The 23580-nt window shown below is 71.0% G+C and carries 24 protein-coding genes; 7 read left to right on the forward strand and 17 right to left on the reverse strand.

Annotated elements, in window-relative coordinates:
• Positions 1-140: 140 nt before the first annotated feature.
• Complete coding sequence (locus ACGFIQ_RS35170; RefSeq protein ID WP_393250486.1) at positions 141-1220, forward strand: hypothetical protein; 1080 nt, start codon at positions 141-143, stop codon at positions 1218-1220.
• A 343-nt stretch (positions 1221-1563) separates the two neighbouring features.
• Positions 1564-3120: a polysaccharide lyase family 1 protein gene (locus ACGFIQ_RS35175; RefSeq protein ID WP_393250488.1), complete on the forward strand. Its 1557-nt coding sequence runs from the start codon at positions 1564-1566 to the stop codon at positions 3118-3120.
• A 407-nt stretch (positions 3121-3527) separates the two neighbouring features.
• Here ACGFIQ_RS35175 and ACGFIQ_RS35180 read toward each other — a convergent pair whose 3' ends face one another.
• From ACGFIQ_RS35180 to ACGFIQ_RS35215, 8 genes are all read right to left on the reverse strand, one after another.
• Positions 3528-3872: a hypothetical protein gene (locus ACGFIQ_RS35180; protein WP_393250490.1), complete on the reverse strand. Its 345-nt coding sequence runs from the start codon at positions 3870-3872 to the stop codon at positions 3528-3530.
• Positions 3869-4663: an inositol monophosphatase family protein gene (locus tag ACGFIQ_RS35185; RefSeq protein ID WP_393250492.1), complete on the reverse strand. Its 795-nt coding sequence runs from the start codon at positions 4661-4663 to the stop codon at positions 3869-3871. The genes ACGFIQ_RS35180 and ACGFIQ_RS35185 overlap by 4 nt, the downstream gene beginning before the upstream one ends.
• Positions 4664-4716: 53 nt before the next feature.
• Positions 4717-6861: a hypothetical protein gene (locus ACGFIQ_RS35190; RefSeq protein ID WP_393250494.1), complete on the reverse strand. Its 2145-nt coding sequence runs from the start codon at positions 6859-6861 to the stop codon at positions 4717-4719.
• A 536-nt stretch (positions 6862-7397) separates the two neighbouring features.
• Positions 7398-7847, reverse strand: a complete 450-nt coding sequence (locus ACGFIQ_RS35195) for an iron chaperone (protein ID WP_393250496.1) — start codon at positions 7845-7847, stop codon at positions 7398-7400.
• A gap of 136 nt (positions 7848-7983) precedes the next feature.
• Positions 7984-8478: a hypothetical protein gene (locus ACGFIQ_RS35200; RefSeq protein WP_393250498.1), complete on the reverse strand. Its 495-nt coding sequence runs from the start codon at positions 8476-8478 to the stop codon at positions 7984-7986.
• An 82-nt stretch (positions 8479-8560) separates the two neighbouring features.
• The gene (locus ACGFIQ_RS35205) at positions 8561-9256 is read right to left on the reverse strand and encodes an NADPH-dependent F420 reductase (RefSeq protein WP_393250500.1); all 696 of its coding nucleotides are present in this window, start codon (positions 9254-9256) and stop codon (positions 8561-8563) included.
• Positions 9257-9283: 27 nt separating this feature from the next.
• The gene (locus ACGFIQ_RS35210) at positions 9284-10312 is read right to left on the reverse strand and encodes an LLM class flavin-dependent oxidoreductase (RefSeq protein WP_393250502.1); all 1029 of its coding nucleotides are present in this window, start codon (positions 10310-10312) and stop codon (positions 9284-9286) included.
• Positions 10305-11354, reverse strand: a complete 1050-nt coding sequence (locus tag ACGFIQ_RS35215) for an LLM class flavin-dependent oxidoreductase (RefSeq protein WP_393250504.1) — start codon at positions 11352-11354, stop codon at positions 10305-10307. Before ACGFIQ_RS35215 ends, ACGFIQ_RS35210 begins: the two co-directional genes overlap by 8 nt.
• 109 nt (positions 11355-11463) lie before the next feature.
• On the opposite strand from ACGFIQ_RS35215, the gene ACGFIQ_RS35220 reads away from it, so the two are divergent.
• Positions 11464-11955: a MarR family winged helix-turn-helix transcriptional regulator gene (locus ACGFIQ_RS35220; RefSeq protein WP_393250506.1), complete on the forward strand. Its 492-nt coding sequence runs from the start codon at positions 11464-11466 to the stop codon at positions 11953-11955.
• A gap of 49 nt (positions 11956-12004) precedes the next feature.
• Positions 12005-12370, forward strand: a complete 366-nt coding sequence (locus ACGFIQ_RS35225; RefSeq protein WP_393250508.1) for a hypothetical protein — start codon at positions 12005-12007, stop codon at positions 12368-12370.
• A 93-nt stretch (positions 12371-12463) separates the two neighbouring features.
• Here ACGFIQ_RS35225 and ACGFIQ_RS35230 read toward each other — a convergent pair whose 3' ends face one another.
• Together ACGFIQ_RS35230 and ACGFIQ_RS35235 are read right to left on the reverse strand one after the other, a co-directional pair.
• Complete coding sequence (locus ACGFIQ_RS35230) at positions 12464-13141, reverse strand: class I SAM-dependent DNA methyltransferase (RefSeq protein WP_393250510.1); 678 nt, start codon at positions 13139-13141, stop codon at positions 12464-12466.
• Between the two features lie 27 nt (positions 13142-13168).
• Complete coding sequence (locus ACGFIQ_RS35235) at positions 13169-13900, reverse strand: hypothetical protein (protein WP_393250512.1); 732 nt, start codon at positions 13898-13900, stop codon at positions 13169-13171.
• A 381-nt stretch (positions 13901-14281) separates the two neighbouring features.
• Here ACGFIQ_RS35235 and argS point away from each other — a divergent pair, with 381 nt between their 5' ends.
• Positions 14282-16000: an arginine--tRNA ligase gene (gene argS, locus ACGFIQ_RS35240; RefSeq protein ID WP_393250514.1), complete on the forward strand. Its 1719-nt coding sequence runs from the start codon at positions 14282-14284 to the stop codon at positions 15998-16000.
• Positions 16001-16004: 4 nt separating this feature from the next.
• Here the strand turns inward: argS and ACGFIQ_RS35245 are convergent, their stop codons facing one another.
• From ACGFIQ_RS35245 to ACGFIQ_RS35260, 4 genes are all read right to left on the reverse strand, one after another.
• Positions 16005-16346 (reverse strand): metalloregulator ArsR/SmtB family transcription factor, encoded by a 342-nt coding sequence (locus ACGFIQ_RS35245; protein ID WP_357553948.1) that lies wholly within the window; start codon positions 16344-16346, stop codon positions 16005-16007.
• A gap of 204 nt (positions 16347-16550) precedes the next feature.
• On the reverse strand, positions 16551-17744 hold the full coding sequence (locus ACGFIQ_RS35250) for an endo-1,4-beta-xylanase (protein WP_393250516.1): 1194 nt from the start codon (positions 17742-17744) through the stop codon (positions 16551-16553).
• A gap of 345 nt (positions 17745-18089) precedes the next feature.
• Positions 18090-18281, reverse strand: coding sequence for a DUF397 domain-containing protein (locus tag ACGFIQ_RS35255; protein WP_393250518.1), 192 nt, complete (start codon positions 18279-18281; stop codon positions 18090-18092).
• A complete protein-coding gene (locus tag ACGFIQ_RS35260; RefSeq protein WP_393250520.1) occupies positions 18272-19075 on the reverse strand; it encodes a helix-turn-helix transcriptional regulator in 804 nt (267 codons plus the stop codon). Before ACGFIQ_RS35260 ends, ACGFIQ_RS35255 begins: the two co-directional genes overlap by 10 nt.
• A 266-nt stretch (positions 19076-19341) precedes the next feature.
• Here ACGFIQ_RS35260 and ACGFIQ_RS35265 point away from each other — a divergent pair, with 266 nt between their 5' ends.
• Complete coding sequence (locus ACGFIQ_RS35265) at positions 19342-19596, forward strand: hypothetical protein (RefSeq protein WP_393250522.1); 255 nt, start codon at positions 19342-19344, stop codon at positions 19594-19596.
• A gap of 4 nt (positions 19597-19600) precedes the next feature.
• Here the strand turns inward: ACGFIQ_RS35265 and ACGFIQ_RS35270 are convergent, their stop codons facing one another.
• A complete protein-coding gene (locus tag ACGFIQ_RS35270) occupies positions 19601-20431 on the reverse strand; it encodes a PIG-L family deacetylase (RefSeq protein ID WP_393250524.1) in 831 nt (276 codons plus the stop codon).
• Between the two features lie 227 nt (positions 20432-20658).
• Between ACGFIQ_RS35270 and ACGFIQ_RS35275 the strand changes: the two genes are divergently transcribed.
• Entirely contained in the window at positions 20659-21534 is an 876-nt protein-coding gene (locus tag ACGFIQ_RS35275; RefSeq protein WP_393250526.1) for an alpha/beta fold hydrolase, read from the forward strand.
• Between the two features lie 10 nt (positions 21535-21544).
• On the opposite strand, the gene prfH is transcribed toward ACGFIQ_RS35275, so the two are convergent.
• Both prfH and ACGFIQ_RS35285 read right to left on the reverse strand, forming a co-directional pair.
• The gene (gene prfH / locus ACGFIQ_RS35280; protein WP_393250528.1) at positions 21545-22180 is read right to left on the reverse strand and encodes a peptide chain release factor H; all 636 of its coding nucleotides are present in this window, start codon (positions 22178-22180) and stop codon (positions 21545-21547) included.
• Positions 22177-23364 carry an RNA ligase RtcB family protein gene (locus tag ACGFIQ_RS35285; protein WP_393250530.1) on the reverse strand — a complete coding sequence of 396 codons (1188 nt, stop codon included), beginning with the start codon at positions 23362-23364 and terminating at the stop codon, positions 22177-22179. The genes prfH and ACGFIQ_RS35285 overlap by 4 nt, the downstream gene beginning before the upstream one ends.
• Positions 23365-23580 lie beyond the last annotated feature (216 nt).

Raw genomic sequence — 23580 nt, forward strand, 5'->3', positions numbered from 1 at the left:
CCGCGGGTGGCGGGCGGCCGGGGGGGGGGCCGCCGCGGCCCCAAAAAACCCCCCCGGGGGGGGGGGGTTTGTTTTGGGGGGGGGGGGGGGGGGCCCCCCCCCCCCCCCCCCGCCAAGCCCCCCGCCGAAGGGCCATCCGCATGACCGTCTCCCCGCTGCGCCGGGTGCTCACCGTCCTCGCCGTCGTGGCCCTCACGGTTGGGGCCGCGCCGGCCGCGGCGGCGGCGGAGCCAGACCCGAAGGCCCTGACCTGGACGGTCCAACCGGCCACCCCGAGCGGCCCCGACCAACGCCGGTGGATCAACGCCAGCCTCGACCCGGGGGCGGTCGTGACCGAGCACCTGGCGGTCCGGAACTTCAGCCGTACCGCTGTCGCCTTCTCCCTGAAGGCCGCCGACGGATATCTCACCGACAAGGGCCGTTTCAACATGCTCTCGTCCGACCGCCCCTCGGTCGACGGCGGCACCTGGATCGACGTGCAGGAGAAGGTCACCGTCGGCGCGAACGAGACAAGGGTGGTGCCGTTCACGATCACGGTGCCCAGGAACGCCACGCCGGGGGACCACCCGGCCGGCATCGCCGCGACAGTCACCAGCACCGGTGGGACGGTCAACGTCGAGAGCCGCGTGGGTTTCCGGGTCATGGTCCGGGTCAACGGGTCCGCCCAGGCGACCCTGCCCGTTCAGGGCCTCACCGCGACGTACACGCCGTCGTGGAATCCCTTCGCCGGTGGCACGCTGCGGGTCCGCTACACCGTCGGGAACGCCGGCAACGTCTGGGTCGGCGGAACGAGCCGGGTGGTGGTGTCCGACCTCTTCGGACGGACCAGCCACGACGCAACAGACGCGGTCGAGGAGTTGCTCCCGGCCGGCAGCCGGCAGGTGCGGACCCGCGCCGACGGCGTCTGGGCGCTGGTGCGCCTTCGCACGACAGTCACCACGTCACCGGCCCTGCTCGGCGACGCCCAGGTCGGTGCCGATCTTCGGCCGGCCTCCGCCACCGTCACCACCTGGGTCGTGCCGTGGGCACAGCTCGCGCTGCTGGTTCTGCTCGGCGTACTCCTCGTCGGTCTGCGGGCGGTGGTCCGTCACCGCCGTCGTCGGCTGGCGCGGCTGCTCGCCCGTGCCCGCCAGGAGGGCCGCCAGGAGGGGCAGGAGTCGGTGCTGGTCGGAGGCGGGCCCTCCGGCGCTGAGCCCGACCCGGGCGACGCCCCCCGGTAGTCCGCCGCGCGCCGCACTCGCGTCGTCGGATCGTGGGCGGCCCGCGCGGGCCGGCGTGGCTGCAACAAACCTGCAAACGCTAACCCTTGCCTTCGGGGAAAACGCTTTCCTACCATTGCTGTACATCGATGTTCTTTTTGTGAGCCGGGCGATCACACATCGATCAACGCCACCTCGGGTGCACCGCTTGCGCGGCAGGTTCCCTGCGCTTTCCAGGGCGAGGCGAGATGCCGACAGACCTTCGGTGCTGTCGAGCGGTCGGCAGGGTCTCCACCGAACAAGCGGGCGGTCTGACGGGCCGCCACCCCGGCGGTGGACCTCTCGAATGTGAAGGTGAGGCGAGATGAAAAGACATGTCGCTCTGCGACTTCAGGCAGTGCTGGCCACGGCCGCCGTCGGGATCGCGGTCGCGGTGGCCCTGCCGACCCCGCAGGCGTCGGCGGCGGCCGGCAACGCCACCGGCTACGCCACCCAGAACGGCGGGACCACCGGCGGTGCGGGCGGGCAGACCGTACGCGCCACCACGGGCACCGCGATCCACGCGGCGCTCTGCGGTCGCCCCAGCAGCAGCACCCCGATCACCATCGAGGTCACCGGCACCATCAACCACGGCAACACCGCCAAGGTGTCGGGATCGAGCTGCAACACCACCGCCGGCGTGATCGAGCTCAAGCAGATCAGCAACGTCACCATCATCGGCGTCGGCAGTGGAGCGGTGTTCGACCAGCTCGGCATCCACATCCGCGACTCCAGCAACATCATCATCCAGAACGTGACGGTCCGGAACGTCAAGAAGTCCGGCTCGCCCATCTCCAACGGCGGGGACGCCATCGGCATGGAGAGCACGGTCCGCAACGTCTGGGTCGACCACGTCACGCTGGAGGCGTCGGGCGGGGAGTCGCAGGGGTACGACGGCCTCTTCGACATGAAGGACAACACGCAGTACGTCACGCTGTCCTACAGCATCCTGCGCAACTCCGGGCGCGGCGGCCTCGTCGGGTCCAGCGAGACGGACCTCTCGAACAGCTTCATCACCTACCACCACAACCTGTACGAGAACATCGACTCCCGGACGCCGCTGCTGCGCGGCGGCACGGCCCACATCTACAACAACCACTACGTGAGCCTGCGCGAGTCGGGCATCAACTCCCGGGCCGGTGCGAAGGCGAAGGTGGAGAACAACTACTTCCGGAACTCCAAGGACGTGCTGGGCACCTTCTACACCGACCAGCGCGGCTACTGGCAGGTGAGCGGCAACATCTTCGACAACGTCACCTGGTCCGGCGCCGGCAGCGACAACTACCCCGCCGGGCCCAACCCGACGTCCAACACCACTGTCACCATCCCGTACGCGTACAGCCTCGACGGGGCGAGCTGCGTGCCGGACGTCGTCCGGCAGACGGCGGGCCCCAACACGGGTCTGCGGGTGTCGAACGGCAGTTGCTCACCGCAGAGCCCGTCGCCGACCACACCGCCGCCGACGAGTGCCCCGCCGACCTCGACCCCGCCGCCGACCACCCCGCCTCCGGGCGGCGGGACCAACCTCAGCCTCGGTGCCGGTGCCGACGGGTCCAGCAAGGCCAGCGGGACCAGCTACGGCAACGTGCGCGACGGCGACCTCGGCACCTACTGGTCGCCGGCCGGAGCGACCGGCACCATCTCGATCAAGTGGGGCTCCCCGACCCGGGTGTCCCGAGTGGTCATCCGTGAACCGTCCGGGACCCAGGGCTCCATCGGGGCCTGGCAGCTCATCAACAACGACAACGGGGCCGTCCTGGCCTCCGGCAGCGGGGCGGGCTCCAGCAGTTTCTCCTCGACCTCGCTAAGCAAGATCAACTTCAGGATCAACAGCTCCGGCGGTACGCCGCGGGTCGGCGAGTTCGAGACGTACGCCAGCTAGCGTGCGGGGCGGGCGCGGCGGAACCCGTCGCTCCCGCCCGCGCACGAGCACCCGTCAGTCGAACACCTCGGCGGTTGCTCCGAGCTGATCGCCACCGACACCGTCACGGTGCACGTCTTCCCGGACGAGACGAGCGCCGCCGAGCGCCCGCGCTACGAAAAGGTGCTCAACGGCCTGCGCTGAGCACCGAGCCCGACATCGACGCGGCCGGGGGCATGTCGTTCTGCTGAGCGTGATGCCGGTGAGTCATCTTGATGACTCAGCGACATCAAGGTCTCCGCGGCATCGCCCGACAAGCATTGGCTGGCTGGCTGGCTGGCTGGCTGGCTGGCTGGGTGGGCCGGCCGGGCCGGGTGCGGCTGGCGGGCGTGGCCGGGCGAGAGCTCTGCTCGGTCTCCGGCGCGCACTCACCGCAGACTGCCCGCCCCCAGCGCCAGGCGGGCCAGGAGCGCGTCCAGGGGCAGGTCCGCCGCGCTGGGCAACACCAGGTCCGCGGCCGTGAAGCGGGCGTGGTCCGTGTGGCGGTTCGGCACGGCAACGCACCGGAGCCCAGCGGCCTGTGCCGCCGCCACCCCGTGCATGCCGGGCGCGGGCGTCAGCGCCGCATTCAGCTCTGCCCGGTACGCCATCCGCAGCGTGTGGCTGGACGTGCGGTCGTACGCCGGCCCGACCGCCGCTGCGAGCGCCACATACCGGGCGTCGTTCGCGTCGCCACCGTGGTCGGCGAAGAAGCCCGTCGGGCCGAGAGTCACCGCTGGTTGTCGATGAGAGCCAGGAGGGCGGCGTGCGTCCGCTCGTCGGCGGCGACGACAAGACCCTTCCCATCGGGGTGCACCGGCCCGCCGTCGATCCCGGTGACCACACAACCGGCCGCCTGCCCGAGGGCGATTCCGGCCGCGAAGTGGACGCTGTCGCACAGGTGCTCGCCATCGGTGACGTAGCCGGCGCGGCGACCGGCAGCCACCCAGGCCACGGCCAGCGTGGTGGAGACGACGCGTGGGCGGAACTGGTCGATGAACCCGTCGTCCGCGAGCATCCGGGCGGCCAGGAAGACATGTCGGTTGGGAAACGGCGGGTCGAGATTGACGTCGACAAGACGTGACTCGGCCGACGGGGTGAGCGGCTCGTCGACCCCGCCACGCCTGACGTACGCGGCGGTGCCGTCGGTCCAGAACACCTCGTCGGCGAACGGGTCCGCCGAGGCGGCCACGGAGACGCGTGCCCCTGCACGCAGGGCGACGTTGACCGAGGTCAGCATGGTCCGCACGGCGTAGTTCAGCGTTCCGCACAACGGGTCGACAAGCCACGTGCGCCCGTTCTCGCCGGTGCCGGTGCGACCGCTCTCCTCTGCCAGCACCGTGTCATCGGGGCGGGCGGCGCGCAGGACGTCGAGGATGGCCTTCTCGGCCTCGACGTCGGCGGTGGTGGCGAAGTCGTCAGCGGTCTTCAGGAAACGGGCCAGCGATGATCCGTACTGCGAGCGGACGACCGCGGCTCCGGCTTGCGCCGCCTCGACGGCCAGCGCGTGATCGGTGATTGGCATGTCCGACATGATGCCGCCCGCCCGTTGTCCGGGCGGGCGGCATCACCACCGCATCAGCAATCGCAGTCCGGTGGCACGATGTAGAAGAAGACATGTCCGGTGGTCGCCCGGTACGTGGCGGTGCCGGACCAGGAGAACTCGTACTGGAACTGCGGGTAGGTGCTGGCGTCCATGGTCGGCAGCGAGTCGCGGTAGGAGAAGTTGCCGTCGGCTGCGGTGGTCACGCCCGGGAGGGTGACCTCGGAGCCGTCCGGGCCGATCCGCCGCACGGTCAACTTCCACCGCCCGCCTATCGACTCGCCGTCGAGATCGGTGACCCTGCCCTCGATGACCGCCTGCTGCCCGTTGAGCAGCGTGCGGTCGGGCGAGGTGGCCTCGATGTAGGACGGCTGCTTCTGCACAGTGCCGGAGATGGTGCCGGTGGTCCTGCGGTGGGTGGCGTCGCCGTCCCAGGTCACGGTGTAGGCCACCGGCCCCGTCCTGCTCACGGTGTCGTCGAAACCGAAACCGCAGGAGGCGTCGGTGGTGACGTCCGGCAGTCGCGTCGCCGCGCCGCCGTTGACCCGCCGGCTCACGTGCACCACGGTCGGGCCCTGGCACGCGCCGACGTCGTAGGTCACGGCGCCGGTGACCCGGAACGGCACCCCGATGTACGCGGGCTCCGCCACCTGCCCCGCGAGGTGCGAGTCCGTGGACGACACCGTCACCTCGTGGCTGGCGGACGGCGACGCGTACACCGAGTCGCCGTGCCAGGTGACGGTGTAGACGTACCGGCCGCCCTGGCTGGGCGTGTCGAGAACGGTGAAGGCGCCGAGGCTGTCGGTGGTGACGTTCGACAGTTGTTCGATGGCACCGTCGAGGCGGTTGTTCCAGATCGTCCGGGTCACCGCCAGGGTCTGCGGTTGCGCGGGAGCCCTGCCGTCGAGGCCCAGGACGCCGGAGAGCGACAGTTGCCTGCCGTCCCTGCCGTTGCCCGGCCCGCCGAGGGTGAGCATCGCGGCGCGCCCGGCCACCGGAACCGTCGCCGAGGCCGTGCTGCCGTGGTAGTCACCTGTCGGACTCCAGTAGACGTCGTAGCGGAGGTGCCCGCTCAGCGGGGGGACGTCGGTGAGGGTGAAGTTGCCGTCGGCCGCCGTGGTGGCCGAGAGGGTGACCCAGGTGCCGTCCGGAACGGTGCGGGTGACCTGCAGCTCCTGCACCCCCGGGTCGGTGCCGTCGGCAAGGGTGAGCCGGCCGGTGATACGCAGCGGGTCGAGCGCGGTGCCGGAGTCGGGCGCGGTCAGGGCGATGGCCGACGTCGGAAGCGTCGCGTCGACCACGTGCCAGAGCCGGAACGCGCCTTCGCGCTCGATGACCGCGAAGACGTCCCTGCCGAGGACGGTCACGGTGCCGAGCACCATCTGACCGAACTCGGTGCTGGCCGTGTTGATCACCCTGCCGCTGGCGGTGTCGTGGACCATCAGCGCCGGGCCTTCGCCGACGTAGTGACCGACAGCGAGGTGTCGACCGTCCGGGCTGAACGCCACCGCCCTCGGATATCCTGAGGAGCCGCCGTAGCGGTGCACCTCGGCGAGGGTGGCGGTGTCGTACGCGAGAGCCTCGGACCTCCCGCCCCAGGCGGCGACCAGCACCGAGCCGTCCGGATTGAGCGCCAGGTCGCCGAGCACGGGCACCTCGATCGTGCCGCGCTCGGTGGCCTCCTGGCCGTCGACGGAGTAGACGTGGACCGTCGACGGATGCAGTTCGGTCTCGCCGAGGGCCAACACGCCACCGGCCACGGCCAGGGCCGGGGCACCGAATTTGTTGTCGGTGATGCTGACGACGGTGGGGGAGGCCGCGGCGAGGTCCAGCGTCAGTGCTCCGCCCGCCCCACTGCGCTCGCAGCCGTAGCCGACCCAGACCCGGCTGCCGGTGAGCGCGAGGTGCTGGGGGCAGGGCTGCCCGATGTCGATGCTGCGGACGACCTCCCCGGTGCTGGTGTCGATCTCCGCCACCGTACCGCCGTCGTACAGCGCCACGTAGAGGCGGTCTCCGCTGGGTGTGATCGCGAGGCCGCGCGCGCCGGCGAGCCCCCGCACCGTGTCGGTGATGGTGCCCGTCGAATCGGCGACGATCACCCGGTCCGTCGCGGAGACGAAGACCCGGCCGCCTGCGGCGGCGGTGTCGAAGACGGCGGTGACGTCCGGCAGGCGGGTCACGCTGTCCGCGGCGGCGGGGGGGGGGGGCGCCCCCCCCCCGGCGCGGGGGGGCCCCGCCCCCCCCCCCCCCGGGGGGCCCCCCCCGGGGGCCCCCGCGGGGGCGCCCCGCCCCCCCGGGGGGGCCCCGGGGCGGGCGGGGAGCCGAAGACCCGGCCGCCTGCGGCGGGGGTGGCGATGACGGCGGTGCCGGCCGGCGGGGGGGGCCCGGGGGCCGCGGGGGGGGGGGGGGCGCCCCCCCCCCCCGCGGCGAGGGCCGGCCCGGCCACGCCGACCGCGGCGGCGACGACCAGGGTCACCACGGCGGTCGCGCCGGCAACCCGGCGTGACAGTGCGGCGCGGGTGCCGACGAATGATGGTCTGTGAAGCATTGTTCTCCCCGTCTGGGGTGACGGGTCGTCACCCCGCACGGGATCATGGCCGGCCCTTCCGACGGGAATCCACCCGTCTCCGCCAGGCGACGGGGCATTTTCACATGTCGATAACTGCGACATCGTTCCGATGCCTCGCGGGACACCTCGCGGCAAGGGGGACGACGGTCAGGAGATCGCCGCCTGCACCAGCTCGACGACCTTCTTCTCCACCGCCGGGCTCCACTTCTGTAGGGCGTACGCCACCGGCCACAGGTCGCCGTCGTCGAGGTTGGCCGCGTCCTGGAAGCCCAGGGTCGAGTAGCGGTAGTTGAACTTGCCGGAGTCCTGGAAGAAGACCACGATCTTGCCGTCGGCGTTCGCGTAGGCGGGCATCCCGTACCACGTCCTGGGCGACAGGTCCGGGGCGGCGGCGGTGACCGTCACGTGCACGCGCTCGGCGAGCGCCCGGTCGTCCGGCTGCATCTGCGCGATCCGGTCCAGGATCGCCTGTAACCCGTCGGCCTTCTTGGCGCCCTTCTTGCCCTCGGCGCGCAGCTCGGCGGCGCGCTCCTTCATCGCGGCCCGCTCCTCGGGGCTGAAACCGTCGGACTCGGTCGTGGCGGTCTTCGCGGACACTCGTGGGCTCCCTCTCGTCGTCCAGTCTCGGCGTGCTGCCGGTGACCTGGGAAAAGGCTAGACCGGGTGACACCGGTCGGACTTCTCGATTCCTGACCGACCTGCCGCGTCCGCACCACACCAGCGCTGACCGCGGTCAGGCGGCGGCCACCTTCCGGTACGCCCACGGGGCGCGGTACCTGATCAGCGACGCCACGAGGATCAGGCTGAGCGCCGCCGCGCCGCCATCGGTCACCCAGGAGGGCAGAAGGCCCAGCGTGCCGAAGCGCTCCCGGGTCACCTCGAACACCTCCGGCGGGATGGCTACCACACCGGCCGCCTGGGTCACGTTGACCAGGAGGACGACCCAGAACAGCCATCCGCGCCCGCTACGGGCCAGCAGCCCGAGCGCGTTGCCGACGATGTAGGCACAACCCACCAGACGGAATCCGAGCAGGAAGGCCGGCGCGTCGGCCGCCGCCTGCTCGGCCGACGCGCCGGCCCTTCGCATCATCCCGACAATGGCGTGCTCGTCGATGATCACGAAGTTCTGGATGGTGGTGCCGACGACGAAGACGACCGAGCAGACGACGACAAGTGTCTGTAGCGGCACGGTGAAGCGGGTCGGGGCCCGGCGTGCGGTGTTGGCCATGGGCGTGACGCTAGGCCGGCGATGGTGCCGGGACATCCGTGCAGAACCCGGATCCGCTCCCGTAAGGGCGGCAGCCCGGCGACTACGACGCAGCCCGGGCGGCGGCGATGGTCCGTCCACGCTCGGACTCCGGGAAGCGGTCGAGCATGGCACGCACCTCGTCGGCGCTCACGTTGGCACCGAACAACTCGCTGCCGGGTTCGAGTCGGACGCCCTCGGCCAGGCGGCCGGCGACGACCGGATCGAAGCCCAGCGCGTCCACCAGAGTCGCGACCGTGGCGAGGTCCGTGGCGTCGTCGCCGGCGATCGCGATGGCCTTGCGGCCGGCCGATCCCGCCGGCCGTGCCTCGTCCTCGAGATCGTGGTAGCCCATGTGGTTGAATGCCTTGACGACCCGGGATCCGGGCAGGAACGCCTGGACGATCTCGCTCGACGAGGTACGCGGGTCGGTGAGGTCGTCGCGGATGCCGTCGATCTCCCACCAGTAGTTCATCGCGTCGACGACGAGCTTGCCGCGCAGCGCCTCGGCGGGAACGCTGCGGTACTTACCCAGCGGCAGGGCGAGGATCACGATGTCGGCGGCGGCCACCGCGTCGACCGACGTGGTGGCCGCCGCCCCCGGGGCGAGCACCTCGACGGTGAGGGCGATCTTCGCCGGGTCGCCGGAGCCGGCGACCAGCACCCGGTAGCCGGCGGCGACGGCGAGCCGGGCGAGCACCGTGCCCACCTTCCCGGCCCCGAGCACGCCAAGGGTCTGGGGCCGATCGTTGTCGAACATGTCGTCCTCTCGGTTCTGACGTGCTGATCAGGCCAGCAGTTCGCGGACCATGGGGATCACCCTGGAGCCGTACAGTTCCACGGCCCGCATCCGGGCACTCACCGGTTGCGCGCCGGCCGAGTAGATGAGGTCGAACCGGCCGACACCGAGGCTGCGGATCGCACGGGCCATCCGGCGGGCCACGGTCTCCGGCGAGCCGATGTAGAGCGAGCCGTTCTCCACCTCGGAGTCGAACTCCTGGCGGCGGATCGGTGGCCAGCCACGCAGCGCGCCGATCCGGTTGCGCATGACGCGGTAGTGCGGCCAGTACACCTCCTTCGCCTCCTCGTCGGTGTCGGCGATGAAGCCGGGCGAGTGCATCCCGACCGGGTGCGCTGTCGTACCGAGTTGGTCGGCGGCCCTGCGGTAGAGGTCGATGTAGGGCGCGAAGCGTTCGGGAGCACCGCCGATGATGGCGAGCATGAGTGGGAGCCCGTACTGGGCGGTGCGGACGACCGACTGTGGTGAGCCGCCCACGCCGACCCAGGTGTCCAGGTGACCCGACTCGGTCTTCGGGAACACGTCGGCGTTCTCCAGCGGGGCACGCAGGGTGCCACTCCAGGTGACCGGCTTCTCGTCGAGCAGCTTCACGAACAGCTCGATCTTCTCCTCGAACAGCGTGTCGTAGTCGCGCAGGTCGTAGCCGAAGAGGGGGAACGACTCGGTGAACGAGCCGCGACCGAGGATGACCTCGGCCCGGCCGTTCGACAACGCGTCCACCGTGGCGAAACGCTGGAACACCCGGACCGGGTCGTCCGAACTCAGCACGGTCACGCCGGAGGCCAGTCGGATCCGCGAGGTACGGGTGGCGATGCCCGCCAGCACCGTCTCCGGCGTCGACACCGAGTACTCCGGCCGGTGGTGCTCGCCCAGCGCGATGACGTCGACGCCGAGGTCGTCGGCGAGCACCGCCTCGTCGACGACCTGGCGGATCGCCGCGGCGTGGGAGACGAGCTTGCCGGCATCGTCCTCCGGTACGTCGCCGAACGTGTCGAGGCCGAACAAGAGATCAGACATGTGTGGGCTCCTTCGCCAGCAGCTCCCGGACCCGCGGCGCGACCGCACTGCCGAGCAGTTGGATCGTGCGCGCGCGTGCCTCGCGGGGCAGGTGCATGATGTCGTACTTCAGATCGAAGCGGCTCAGCCGCAGGTCGCGGGCGACCGTGGCGATCTTCTGCGCCACCGTCTCGGGCGATCCGACGAAGAGCGCGCCGTGGTCGATTTCGGCCTCGTAGCGTGCGCGGTCCGGTTTGTAGAAGCCACGTTCCGCGGCGAGCGCCGCCGCGACCGGCTGCCAGTACCGCCACCACGTCTCCACCGCCTCCTCGTCGGTGTCTGCGACAAGGCCGAGGGAGTGCTGCCCGATTGGCTGCGGGGTATGCCCGAACTGTTCGAGCGCTTTGGTGTACAGGTCGACGTGGCCGGCGAAGCGCTGGGGACGCCCACCGATGATCGCCATCATGAGCGGAAGTCCGTGCCGGGCGGCGCGGATCACCGAGTTCGGGCTGCCCCCGACGCCGATCCACGTCGGGATGCCGCCGGGCCGCATCCGTGGATGCAGGCGCTGCGCGGTCAGCGCGGTTCGTACCGTTCCGGACCAGGTGACCGATTCTTCGCGTTGCAACCGTAGGAAGAGGTCCAGCTTCTCCTCGAACAACCGCTCGTAGTCGGCCAGGTCGTAGCCGAACAGCGGAAACGACTCGGTCGCCGACGCGCGTCCGAGGACCAGCTGGGCGCGGCCGTTGGACACGGCGTCGAGGGTGGCGAACTCGTGGTAGAGGCGTACCGGATCGTTCGTGCTGAGCACCGTGACCGAGGTGCCGAGGCGAATCCGCTCGGTCGCCGTCGCGGCTGCCGCGAGCAACACGGGCGTGGCCGAGTCGTTGTGGCCCTCCCGGTAGTGCTCACCGAGGCTGAACACGTCGAGTCCGACCGACTCGGCGAGTCGTGCCTCCTCGACGAGGAGCCGTACGGTCTCGGCGTCGCTCAGGGCCCGGTCGCCGTCGGTGGCCACCTCCCCGAACGAGTTGAGCCCCAGCTCGAAACCTGCGGCTGTCATCGTGTCCTCCTCGGTGCTCCCCGTCGGCGATCCGCGGAAGCGGACCTACTGGTTGACGTGTCAATGATGCTAACTTGGCGATTGACACGTCAATTCCCGGGAGAGTGGCATGACGGAGACCACACCTGTCCGGCGGGGTGGGCGCCAGCTACCGACGGCGGAGGAACTGCGGATCTGGCGGGACTTCATCGAGACGACGGCGGCGCTGGGTTCTCGGCTGGAATCCCGTCTCCAGGGCGACTCCTCCCTGTCGACGGGGGACTACGCCGTCCTGCTCGCTCTCAGCGAGGCACCGGAGCAGGCGATGCGCTCGTCCGCACTCGCGTCGCACATCGGCTGGGAGCGCAGCCGCCTCTCCCACCATCTGGGGCGGATGGAGCGGCGCGGCCTCATTCGCCGCCAGGAGTGCGCGACAGTCCCCCGAGGGGCGGAGGTGCTGCTCACCACGGCCGGTGCGGAGGCGTTCGGCAAAGCCACATTTCCCCACCTGCGCGCCATTCGTGAGCTCTTCGTCGACGCCCTCACGCCGGACCAGATCGCCGCGGCGGGCGAGATCGCGGCGGCGCTCCGAGCGCGCCTCGACGCCCTACGCGAGGATTGACCACCCACGACAGTGCGGGGTGGCGTCGATCGCCGGGAGAGGAGTGCTCATGCTCAGGGGGCTGCTGATCAGTGAGAGTCTGCGAACCGGCGGAGAGCTGACCGTGCCGCTGGAGGTGGTGAAGATCTGGCGGGTCGACACCGCAAGCGCCACCGCCGCGCAGCCCTCCACCTGGACACTTGTCGAGTTCACCGCGTCGGACGCCGAGGTGGAGCGGCTCGCCACGGCGCTCTCCGACTGCCTGTCGCCGACGGGCGGCTGGTACGCCGACTTCCGAACCGACGCCGAGAAATTCGTGGTCTTTGCCGGCAGGGTGTTTCGGTACCCGCTGGGCGATCCCGCCGGGCAGGCCGAAGCCAAGGCGTACGGCAGGTCGGTCGGTGTGCCCGAACCCCAGCTCGACTGGGGAGACTGAGCCCGGCTGCCGCCGGTTCGGGCGGTCGTTGGCATGCCGTCGGGACGTCAGGCTTCGCTGGCACTGCCGGTGGTGGTCGCCTCTTCCGCTGACTCAACGAGCCGTGGCCAGCAGGAACGCCTGGTCGTCCCTCTCCGTGCCCCGAGCACGTCGCACCAGGCGGCACTCCTCCCGCAGGCCGGCGGCCTCGACCTCGGCGGCAACCCGATCCGGCGGGTAGCGGTGTCGCGCCAACCGGATGTCGTGGCCGAAGCGGCGACGGTAGGCCGCGGACAGGTCGCGTTCGCCGTCGCCGGCCTGGAATCCGACGAGCAGGTGGCCACCCGGGCGAAGCACCCGGGCCGCCTCCGCGAAGACGCGCGCCTGCCCGGCGGGAGGTGTGTGGATGGTGGAGTACCACAGCAGCACGCCGGCGAACCGGGCATCCGGGTAGGGCAGGGCGGTCAGTGAGCCCACGGTGAACATCAGGTCGCGGTGGTCACGCCGGGCGCGGGCGATCATGCCCGGCGACAGGTCGACGCCGTGCACCAGACACCCACGGTCGGTGAGGTACCTGCTCATCCGGCCCGGGCCGCACCCGGCGTCGAGGACTCGGGCGTCACCGCCGGACGTCACCGCCTCGGCGAACGCGTCGACCATGGCGAGGTCGAGTGGTGCCTCGGCACGGGTGTCCGGCAGGAGGGTGGCGTAGTCCTCGGCGACGGTGTCGTAGGCACGTCGTACGCCGCGCAGGTCGAGCGGATCGAAGGCCGCGGAAGTCACGGGCCGCATCATCGCACCGGGAAGCCACCACCCGGACTACCCCTGCCAGGCGTCGATGGTCCGGACACCCTCACGCAGGGCCCGGTCCACGACGGCGGGGTTGCCGCTGGTGCCCTCCCAACCCTGGTCGTCGAACACGGTCACCACGGTGTCGACGCGTGCCACCGCGATCTGACTGGTCGCCTCGCGGCCGGTGTGTTCGCCGTTCAGGCTCGTCTCGGGCCACGTGCGGGTCAGCAGCAGCGCCTCGTCGCCGACACCGGGCACGGCCTTGCTCTTGACGGTGGCCCGGTTTCCGAACTGCTGGTAGGTGGGGCATGCCTCCAGGGCGGTACGCAGTCGTGTCATGTACGCCGTGGCGCCGTCACCCTCGAAGGTGAAGATGGTCTGGTGGATCGTCCCCTGCGCCACGTCGGCGGCGGTGGCACCCGCCGACTGGTACATGACGGTCATCGCGGCGCTCGCCGTCACCTGCCGGCCTCCGGTGCCGAACTCGTTGGCACACAACTTCGGCAGGGCGTCCTCGACGGACAGCGTCCGACGCGGAGACTTCCGCAGTTCGGCGGGCAACTCGAAGAAGGCCGACGTCGGGATGGTGGTCGGGGCGCTCACGCTCGGCGACGCCTGGCCGGTCGGATCCAGTGCTGCCGACGCGGACGTCGGCGCCGCGGTGGACGGGGTCGCCCCGGGTTTGTCCCCGGTGCTGGTGCAGGCGGCGGCAACGGTGATGGTGCCCAGTAGCGGGATCAGTGCAAGCACGCGTCGCATACGGGCGGGCGATGGTGGTGTGTGTCGGCTCATGATCACCTTTCGTTGATGTGGGGGCAGTTCCCGATGGGGCACCGTCCCAAACGACGGTTCGCGGCCGTCGGACGCTCACCCGACCGGTGGTAATCGGGATGTCGACACATCCGCGGCCGGATAGGCTGCCCGCATGACCAGCGTGATCGCCAAGTGCACCGGAGCGTCCTCTGACGTCCAGGTCGGTGCGCGGCGACGCCGGCGATCCGTCGCCCGCCCGCGCTGACCTGTTCCCGCGACCGGCGGATCGAGCCGCCGGTCGTGCGCCTGTCGTCCTCGGTCCGCCCCGCATCTCCTGTCGTCAACGGCTCGCGTGACAGCGCGGGTCCGAGTGAGATCGGCGTACTCATGGATCTTGAAAGATTGTTGTCCGACCGGCTGGCACCGGCGTTCGCGGCGGTGGCCGGCGGCCCGGTCGACCCGCTCGTGCGGCGCTCGCCGCGAGCGGACTTCCAGTCCGACGCGGCGCTGGCGCTGGCCCGGCGGCTCGGCCGCCCGCCACGCGACATCGCCGCCGCGGTGCTGGAGCACGCGGTGCTCGACGACGTCTGCGTGTCGGCGGAGGTCTCCGGGCCGGGCTTCATCAACCTCACCATCGCCGACCCGGCACTTGCCGACCTGGTCGCCGGGCTGGCCGGCGACGCCCGGCTCGGCGTGCCGGCGACGGCGGCCCCGCAGACCGTGGTGGTCGACTACTCGGCGCCGAACGTGGCGAAGGAGATGCACGTCGGGCATCTGCGCTCCACGGTCATCGGGGACGCGGCGGTCCGGCTGCTGGACTGGCTGGGGCACCGGGTCGTGCGGGTCAACCACCTGGGTGACTGGGGGACACCGTTCGGCATGCTGATCGAGCACCTGGCCGACCTCGGCGAGGCCGGGGCGGCGCGCGAGTTGTCGATGGGTGACCTGGACGGCTTCTACCGGGCGGCGCGGGTGAAGTTCGACGCCGACGAGACGTTCCGGGAACGCTCGCGGCTGCGGGTGGTCGCGTTGCAGGGCGGTGACGAGCGGACGCTGCGGTGGTGGCGGCTGCTGGTGGGGCAGTCCGAGCGGTACTTCCTGACCGTCTACGACCTGCTCGACGTGACGTTGTCCGCGGACGACTTCCGGGGCGAGAGCGCCTACAACGATCTGCTCGCGGGGGTCGTCGACGACCTGGACCGGTTGGGCCTGCTGGTGCCCAGCGGTGGGGCCGACTGCGTCTTCCCGGCCGGGTTCAGCGGCCGGGACGGCGAGCCGGTGCCGCTCATCGTGCGCAAGAGCGACGGGGGATACGGCTATCCGGCCACCGACCTGGCCGCGTTGCGGCAGCGCGTCGGTGAGCTGGGCGCGACCCGGCTGCTGTACGTGGTCGGGCTGCCGCAGCGGCAGCACTTCGCGATGGTGTTCGCGGTTGCCCGGGCGGCCGGTTGGCTGTGCCCGCCGGCCCGGGCCGAACATCTGGGGTTCGGGTCGATCCTCGGCGCCGACGGGCGGATGCTGCGTAGCCGGGCCGGCGAGTCGGTGAAGCTGGTCGGGCTGCTGGAGGAGGCGGTCGCCCGCGCCACCGACCTGGCCCGCAGGAGAAACCCGGAACTGGACGCCGATGCCGCCGCCGAGATCGGTCGCGCGGTGGGGATCGGCGCGATCAAGTACGCCGACCTGGCCACCGACCGGACCAAGGACTATGTCCTGGACTGGGAGCGGATGCTCGCCCTGGACGGCAACACCGCGCCGTACCTGCAGTACGTGTACGCCCGGATCCGGTCGGTGTTCCGGCGCGCCGGAACACCCGCGCGGCCGGACGCGCCCATCGTGCTCACGTCTCCGGCGGAGCGGGCGCTCGCGGTCGAGCTGCTCGGCTTCGCCGCGGTGGTCGGCGAGGTGGAGCGCAGCCTCGAGTTCCATCACCTCGCCGGGTACCTGCATCGGCTCGCCACCGCGTTCAACGCGTTCTACGAGCGCTGCCCGGTGCTGCGGGCCCCCGACGAGCTGCGGGAGAGCCGGCTGCTGCTGGCCGAGCTGACGGCCCGGACGCTGCGGCAGGGGCTGCACCTGCTCGGCATCCGAACCCCTGCGCGGATGTGAGGGGTCAGCGGGTCCTCTTCGTCGCCCGCTTTCGGGGCGGCGTCAAGAGGTCGGCGATCTGGGCGATCGCGGCGGGCACCAACCGGTAGTAGGCCCACACCCCGCGCTTGTCGCGTTCGAGTAGCCCAGCCTCGGTGAGGATCCGCAGGTGATGACTCACCGTCGGCTGGGAGAGGTTGAGCGCCCCGGTGAGGTCACTGACGGACGCCTCACCTTCCGGCGCGGACTGGATCAGACTCAGCAGTCGCAGTCGGGCCGGATCGGCGAAGGCCTTCAGCACCCCCGCGAGCCGTTCGGCATCGGCCCGCTTGATTGGATCGCCGGTCAGCGGCGAGATCGCAGGCATGGCAGTTTTCGCAGTTCCCACGCCTGCCATAGTGACACCAACTCGATCGATAAGCAGGTAGAACCGGCATCAATACTCCGATGGCGTCCGTACGGCCGCACCGGGACGACCGAACGTGGACACGTAGCGGCCGTGTGGGGCTCCGCCGCGCCCCACACGGCCCTACGCCGACGGACACGCCGTCGAGTCCGCCGCGACCGGAGGTCAGCGGCGAGGTCGGGGTGTCAGGCGCGGCTGGACGTACGGCGGGCCAGCGAAGATCAGATCCGACTTCAACTCGTGGTACGCCCGCTTGGGCTGGTAGTTCTCGTCGTAGATCGTGGCCAGGCCCTCCGGCGGGTCGTCGAACCAGCCCGGCACCCAGGAGTGGTTGTCGCTGAAACCCCAGACCGTGTACGACAGGCAGCTGCGCACGGCGAGGCACGCCTTCATCAGCACGCTGAAGTTGGCGGCCGACGCCTGCAGACGGGGGTTGATCTCGTCGGCGTTGCCGGCCCGGACGGCCTCGGTCATCTGGCTGCGGACGTCGACCTCGGTGAACGCGGTCGCGACGCCGAGCCCGCTGAACTTCTTCAGCGCGGCGGTCACCTGGAGGGTGTCGAAGTTGCCGTACTGGGTGCCCAGGTGACCCTGGGCGCCGACGCCGTCGATCGGCACGCCCTGGGCGAGCAGGCCCCTGGTCATGTCGTAGACGAACTGGGTCTTGTCGTCCGCCGGGTTGCCGGAACCGAACGCCTCGATGTTGTAGTCGTTGTAGAACAGCAGGGCCCTGGGGTCGGCGGCCCGCGCCCAGCGGAACGCGTCGGCGATGTAGCCGGGCCCGAGGTTGTCGGCCCAGAAGCCCTTGTAGTGCAGGGTCGACGGGGTGTCCCAGGGGTCGCTGACCGCCTCGTTGACCACGTCCCACTGCCAGATCTTGCCCTTGTACCTGTTGACGACAGTGGTGATGTGCTTGCGCAGCAGCTCGCGCAGCTCCTGCTTGCTGATGGAGCCGTCGGCGACACCACTGGTCAGCCAGCCGGGCAGCTGGTTGTGCCAGACCAGCACGTGCCCGCGCACGCTCTGCCGGTTGCGCTTGGCGAAGTCGACGAGCTGGTCGGCCGCCGCCCAGTTGTAGGTGCCGCGGGTGGGCTCCAGGACCTCCCACTTCATCACGTTCTCGGCGGTGACCGAGGTGAACTCGGAGGAGGCCAGCGCGCGGTACTGCGGGTCGCCGGCGTCGTTGAGGGCATCCGTGTTGACCGCGGTGCCGACCTGGAGGCCGTGGCGCAGGCCGAGGGCACCGAGGCTCTGCGCGGTGGGGTCGTACGGCCGACTCGCGGTGGCCGGCACCGTGTTCAGCGCCGCGACGGTCGCGACGGCGACCACGCCGACGGTCGTCCACTGTCTCAGCTTCATGTGCCTTCCCTTCCAGACCTTCGATCGACAGTTGTCGATCAACAAGGTGCGGGTCCGGTGTTGGCGGATGGGGAGTGGGGTTCGCGATCGAGCGTCCCGGCTCGGTGCGGGGGTCAGTAGTTCCGGCCGGTGACCGGAAACCTGCTCGAAACGTTAAGGCCGTCGATGTCCGGGCGTCAACGCTGAAAACTTCCGGAAATTCGTCATATGACCTGCGGGGGCTGATCGGAGATGCCCGCGAAACTTCCGGAGACCGTCTAGCGGTGCCTGCCTGCCGACCAGGTGCCGACGATGAAGCGCCCGCCTCCGATACCGGGGGCGGGCGCTTCGTGCGTCTGGCGTCGCTTACGACCGCTCGGCGACCTGACCGACGAAGGCCCGCCAAGACTCCGGCGCGAAGACCAGCGCCGGCCCGGCCGGATCCTTCGAGTCCCGGACGCCGACGACGCCGGGAAGGTTGTCGGCGACCTCTACGCAGGCCCCTTGATTGCTGCCGCTGCGGGTGCTCTTGTGCCAGCGTGCGCCGGTTAGGTCCATGACTTTGCCACTTCCGTTATCAGCTCGGTGGACTGTTGCAGGGTCAGCGCCTCGGCGAGGATGGCTTCCCACTGCTCACGCAGGGCCGCTACCTCGGCAGTCCGCTCGACCACCTGACCCCGCAGCCGGTTGTCGAGGTAGCCCACGTCAACCAGATCCGGCAGGGTCGCGAGGACGAACGGCCCGTCGAGGCCAGCGTACGCGCCGACCCCGCGTGGAACGACATGGATTCTCACGCGCCGCCGGTCCTGGTTGAGCTGCGCCAGGTGGAACAGTTGCTCACGCATCACCGCCGCGCCGCCGACGGGACGCCGAAGAACGGCATCGTCCAGGACGGCGACGAGGTGCGGTGGGTCGTCACTGGTGAGGATCTGTTGCCGGGCAAGCCTTCCCGCTACCCGCGTCTCGACCTCCTCGGCGCTGATCCTGCCGTCGCTGGCGAACACGGCACGGGCGTACGCCTCGGTCTGCAAGAGACCCGGCACCCACGCGACCTCACACCATCGCAACGTGCGGGCCTGCTGCTCGAAGGTGATCCACTCACGCAGCCAGAGCGGCGCGGCGTCAAGGTCGGAGAGCCGATCGAGCAGCCGACCGAACAATCCTCCGGTCTTCAGCGCTCGATCGATGGCTATGGCGTAGTCGCCCGTCGGCGGCCGCGAACCTGTCTCAACGGCGCTGACGTGCGTACCTGAATAGCTGATGAGCCTGCCAAAGTCGTCCTGACTGAGCCCACGTGAGGCACGAGCGTGCCGTAGCTCGTCGAGCAGGATCTCGGCAGCCGTCATGCCCATGTCCCCAGCCCTTCCCCACCTCTAGCCCACGTGCCCCGCAGAAGAGTGGAACCAGGCGGCGCGGCCGGTCGGCACCCGAATCCGGCGGACGCGTTCGCACCGGGGCCGCCCCTGCGGGCGAGCGCTCATGCGGCGGCCCCTTCCCAACGGAAGCGCCGTTTGACCCCTGGCCGCCCGGACCGATGATCCCGCCCGCTGGCCTGCCGCCGCCGGCCGATCGCCGCGCCCGCCGCTGGACCTCTCGCGTCGCCCGCGCCCATATCCCGATGCGCCCCGCGTGGCTGTGCCGCAACTGCGCCGCGCCCTGGCCGTGCAACCCGGCGCAGCTACACCTCGCGACCGAGTTCTACGGCCACTCGATCGCCCTCTCGTTCTACCTGGCGGCGAACCTGCAAGACGCGATCGACGACCTGTACGCCCTCGGCGCACGTCCCGACGTACGAGCGCTGCACCGCCGCTTCCTCGGGTGGCTGTCGATCTCCCGCCGACCCCGCCGACCCCGCCGCGCCGAGGCGCCCTGACCGGTCAGCGCAGTCCGGCGAAGAGGTCGTCCTCGGGGAGCGGCGCGTCGGTGCGGTCCCGGACCCGGACGAAAGTCTCCACACCCATCAGCTCGGTGAACCGGTCCCGGCCCAGTTGCAGGAAGAAGATGTTCTCGGTCTGGCTGGCATGGGTGGCCAGGGCGTCGAACTTCTGCGCCCCGAAGGCGCTGGTGTCCACCCAGGTGCTGATCTCGTCGTCGGGCAGGCCGAGTTCCGGCGTCGGCTCCGCCTCCGGGTCCGGTGCGTCCCACTCGACGCCGAGTTCCCGCATGATCTGGCCGAACTGCTCGAACGCGGTACGCGGCACCGTGGTCCAGTACACCTTCGCCGGGGTGTCGGTCTGCTCGACGGCGGCCATGGTGATCCGGTGCGCCTGGATGTGGTCCGGGTGACCGTAGAAGCCGTTCTCGTCGTACGTGACGATCACGTCCGGCTGGTATTGCCTGATCAGCTCCGCGAGGCGGCCGGCCGCCTCCGCCACCGGCGTCGTCCAGAACGCGCCGGGCTGGTCGTTTGTCGCCCAGCCCATCATGCCGGAGTCGGCGTACCCCAGGGTCTCCAGGTGGCTGACCTTCAGCACGGCGCAGCTGGCCTCCAGCTCGGCCTGGCGCATGGCCACGACGGCGGCCGGGTCGTGCCCCGGGTCGCCCGGCTTGACCCCACCGGGGCCGTCACCGCACCGCCCGTCGGTGCAGGTCACCAGCACCGTCGTGATCCCCTCCGCGGCGTAGCGGGCAAGGACGCCACCGGTGCTCGTCGCCTCGTCGTCGGGGTGGGCGTGCACCGCCATCAGGGTCAGAGGTCGCTCAGCCATGCCATCACCCTACGGTCGGTTCCCCGCCCAGGGGCGCGGAGGGCGGCGTAGTCGCCGGAACCGGGCGCATCATAGCCAGCCCGGACCGGGTGCCGCCGATCATGTGTGAACCCTGCTCACCCGCGTGGCCTCGGCTCTACGGTGAGACGTGGCCAGCACAGCCGAGAGGTCGGAACGCGGGGAGAGGTGCGATGGCGGGGGCCGGCATGGGGACGTCGTTCGATGACGTGAGACAGGTCGACGCGGGGGTCCTGACCATCGGGTACGTCGACGCGGGGCCGCCCGACGGCCCGGCGGTGATCCTCCTGCACGGCTGGCCGTACGACATCCACAGCTTCGTCGACGTCGTGCCGCTGCTCACCGACGCGGGCTACCGGGTCGTCGTGCCGCACCTGCGGGGCTTCGGCACGACCCGGTTCCTCTCCGACGACACCATGCGCAACGGCGAACCGGCAGCCCTGGGGCTCGACCTCATCGCCCTCATGGACGCCCTGCAGATCGACACCGCGAAGCTGGCCGGGTTCGACTGGGGTGCGCGTACGGCCGACGTCGTGGCCGCGCTGTGGCCCGAGCGCTGCCGAGGGCTGGTCTCGGTGAGCGGCTACCTGATCGACGGCCAGGCATCGGGCAGGGTGCCATTGCCCCCGAAGGCGGAACTGGCCTGGTGGTACCAGTACTACTTCGCCACCGAGCGCGGCCGGGACGGGTACGACCGGAACCGACGGGACTTCGCCCGGCTGATCTGGCAGACCGCGTCCCCGAAGTGGTCGTTCGACGATGCCACCTTCGACCGCAGCGCGACAGCGTTCGACAATCCCGACCACGTGGACGTCGTGATCCACAACTACCGGTGGCGGCTGGCCCTCGCCCCCGGCGAGTCGCAGTACGACGAGGTGGAGAAACGGCTGGCCGCCAAACCGAAGATCACGGTGCCCAGCATCTCGATGGAGGGCGACGCCAACGGCGCGCCGCACCTGGAGCCCAGCGTCTACGGCAAGCAGTTCGCCGGGCCGTACGAACACCGGACCGTCGGCGGCGGAGTCGGGCACAACCTGCCGCAGGAGGCCCCCCGGGCGTTTGCGGACGCGGTGCTGGACGTCTGACCCCCCGTCGCTATCCCCGGCGGCCCGTCCGCTGGGGCTCCGGACGCTCCACCCGCACCGGGTCGCCGCGAACGAGGTCGTCGTGCACGCGCCACCGGGCGGTGGTGACGGCACGCCGGGCTGCCTCGTCGCCGTGCTCGATGCGCTGCCGCAGCAGGTGCAGGGCGATCCGGCGGTTGAGGCTGAACTGCCGTTCCTCGTCCACCACGACGACGATGCCCGAGGGGCGGTGCGTCGCCCGTACCGCCGTGCTGGCCTTGTTGCGGTGCTGACCACCCGGGCCGCCGGTCCGGCAGGCCACGATGTCGACGTCCGCCTCGGCGAACGTCGTCGGCGTGGCGTCGGGCTGCGGCGGCTGGGCGGTGACGTACCAGTTCTTGCGGCCCGTGCTCGCCCGGTAGGGGCTCGGGGCCTGCCAGCACAGCGTCCCGGTCCAGGAGGCCGCGAACGCGTCGGCGTCCGCGCCGGTGATCCGGATGAGCGCCGACCGGTAGGTGCCGGGCCGCTCACCGGGTGACACCCGAACCTGGTCGATGGTCAGACCTCGGCGGGTGCCGTCCCCGGTCAGGCGGTGCAGGAGCTGGGCCACTGCCCAGGCGCACTCGGCGGGGCCGCGACCGGCGGACAGCAGCAGGAGCACGCTCACGACCGCCCCCGCCCGCCGCGGTGGCCCCGCCGCTCGGCGCGGGCGGTGGACCCGAGATCTGGCGTCTTGTAGGTGACCAGGGGAGTCGTGCTGACCACCGGAGTGGCCAACCGGTGCTCGACCAGATCGGCGATCACCTGCTCGATGCGCTTGTACGCCGTGGGCGCCTCCTCGAAGAGCAGCTGCCGGTCGCCACACACCACAAGCGAACCCACCGGAGTACGGCGAAGCTCCTCGACTGTGTGCTTGGCCCGGCCCCGCCGCAGCGCGTCGGCGCGCGACATCTTGCGGCCGGCGCCGTGCGCCACCGAATGGTTGGCCTCCGGCCCGGCGTGGGCGGCCACCAGATAGGAAGCCGTCCCCCGGGTGCCGGCGACGAGGACGTCCCGTCCGTCGCCCGGCGCCGCGCCCTTGCGGTGCAGGTAGACCCCGTCGGAGAACTCGACCAGGTTGTGGCACTGGTCGACGATCGGTGCGGTGGGCTCCGCTCCCAACGCGTACGCGACCCGGGCCGCGAGCACCCGGCGGTTGAGCGAACCCCAGCGCACGGCCTCGTCGTGCATCGCCAGGTAGGCGGCGGGATCGGGAGCGGCACCGGCGCCGTGGGCCTCGGTGTGCGCCCGCAGGATCCGCTCGCCCAGACCGCGGGAGCCACTGTGGACGATCAGCACGAGATCGCCGGCGTCGAGCCCGAGACGACCCGCGTGGTGCGCGTCGAGGATGGTGTCGACCCGCGCCAGTTCGACGAAGTGGTTGCCACGGCCGACCGTCCCGAGGCCGTCCAGGTGACCGGCCGGGACGTCGTCGGGCACGTGAGCCCAGGCCGGGTCGTCGGCGTCCCGCTCCGGGTCCAACGCGTGGTCGAGGTCGGGGAAGCGGGAGGCGAGCCGCTCCGGCACGGCACGCTTGAGTTTGATGGGGAACACGGCGATGCCGCAGCCGATGTCGGAGCCCACCAGGAACGGGTACAGCACCGTCGAGGCCATGGCCGCGCCGATGGGCGCGCCCTTGCCGGGGTGCAGGTCCGGCATGGCCGCGACGTGGATCATGCCGTCGAGGGCGGCGACCTGCTGGCACTGCGCGAGCGCGGCGGACTCGATCCAGCTCGCGGGTGAGGCGAACACCGTGACGGTGGCCGGGGTGGACGGGGGCAGGGACTCCCCAGGGGAGTGGTGCTGGAGCAAGGAGGCTCATCTCTCACGCAGACGCGGGAACGGACGACGGCACGGCATCCCGGGAGGGGTCACCGGGGGCGGGTGCGTGGGGGTGGTTCCGTCAGTACGTCATGGACGCCACTCTCGTGCAGTCCGTCGCGTCCGACAAGTGATTTTCCGTCGCACCGGCGCTGCCGTGCGGGATCGCCGGGCCGGGCACTGACGGTAGCGCGACAGGTGTCGGAT

The organism is Micromonospora sp. NPDC048898, from assembly GCF_043198035.1.
Classification (GTDB): Bacteria; Actinomycetota; Actinomycetes; order Mycobacteriales; family Micromonosporaceae; genus Micromonospora.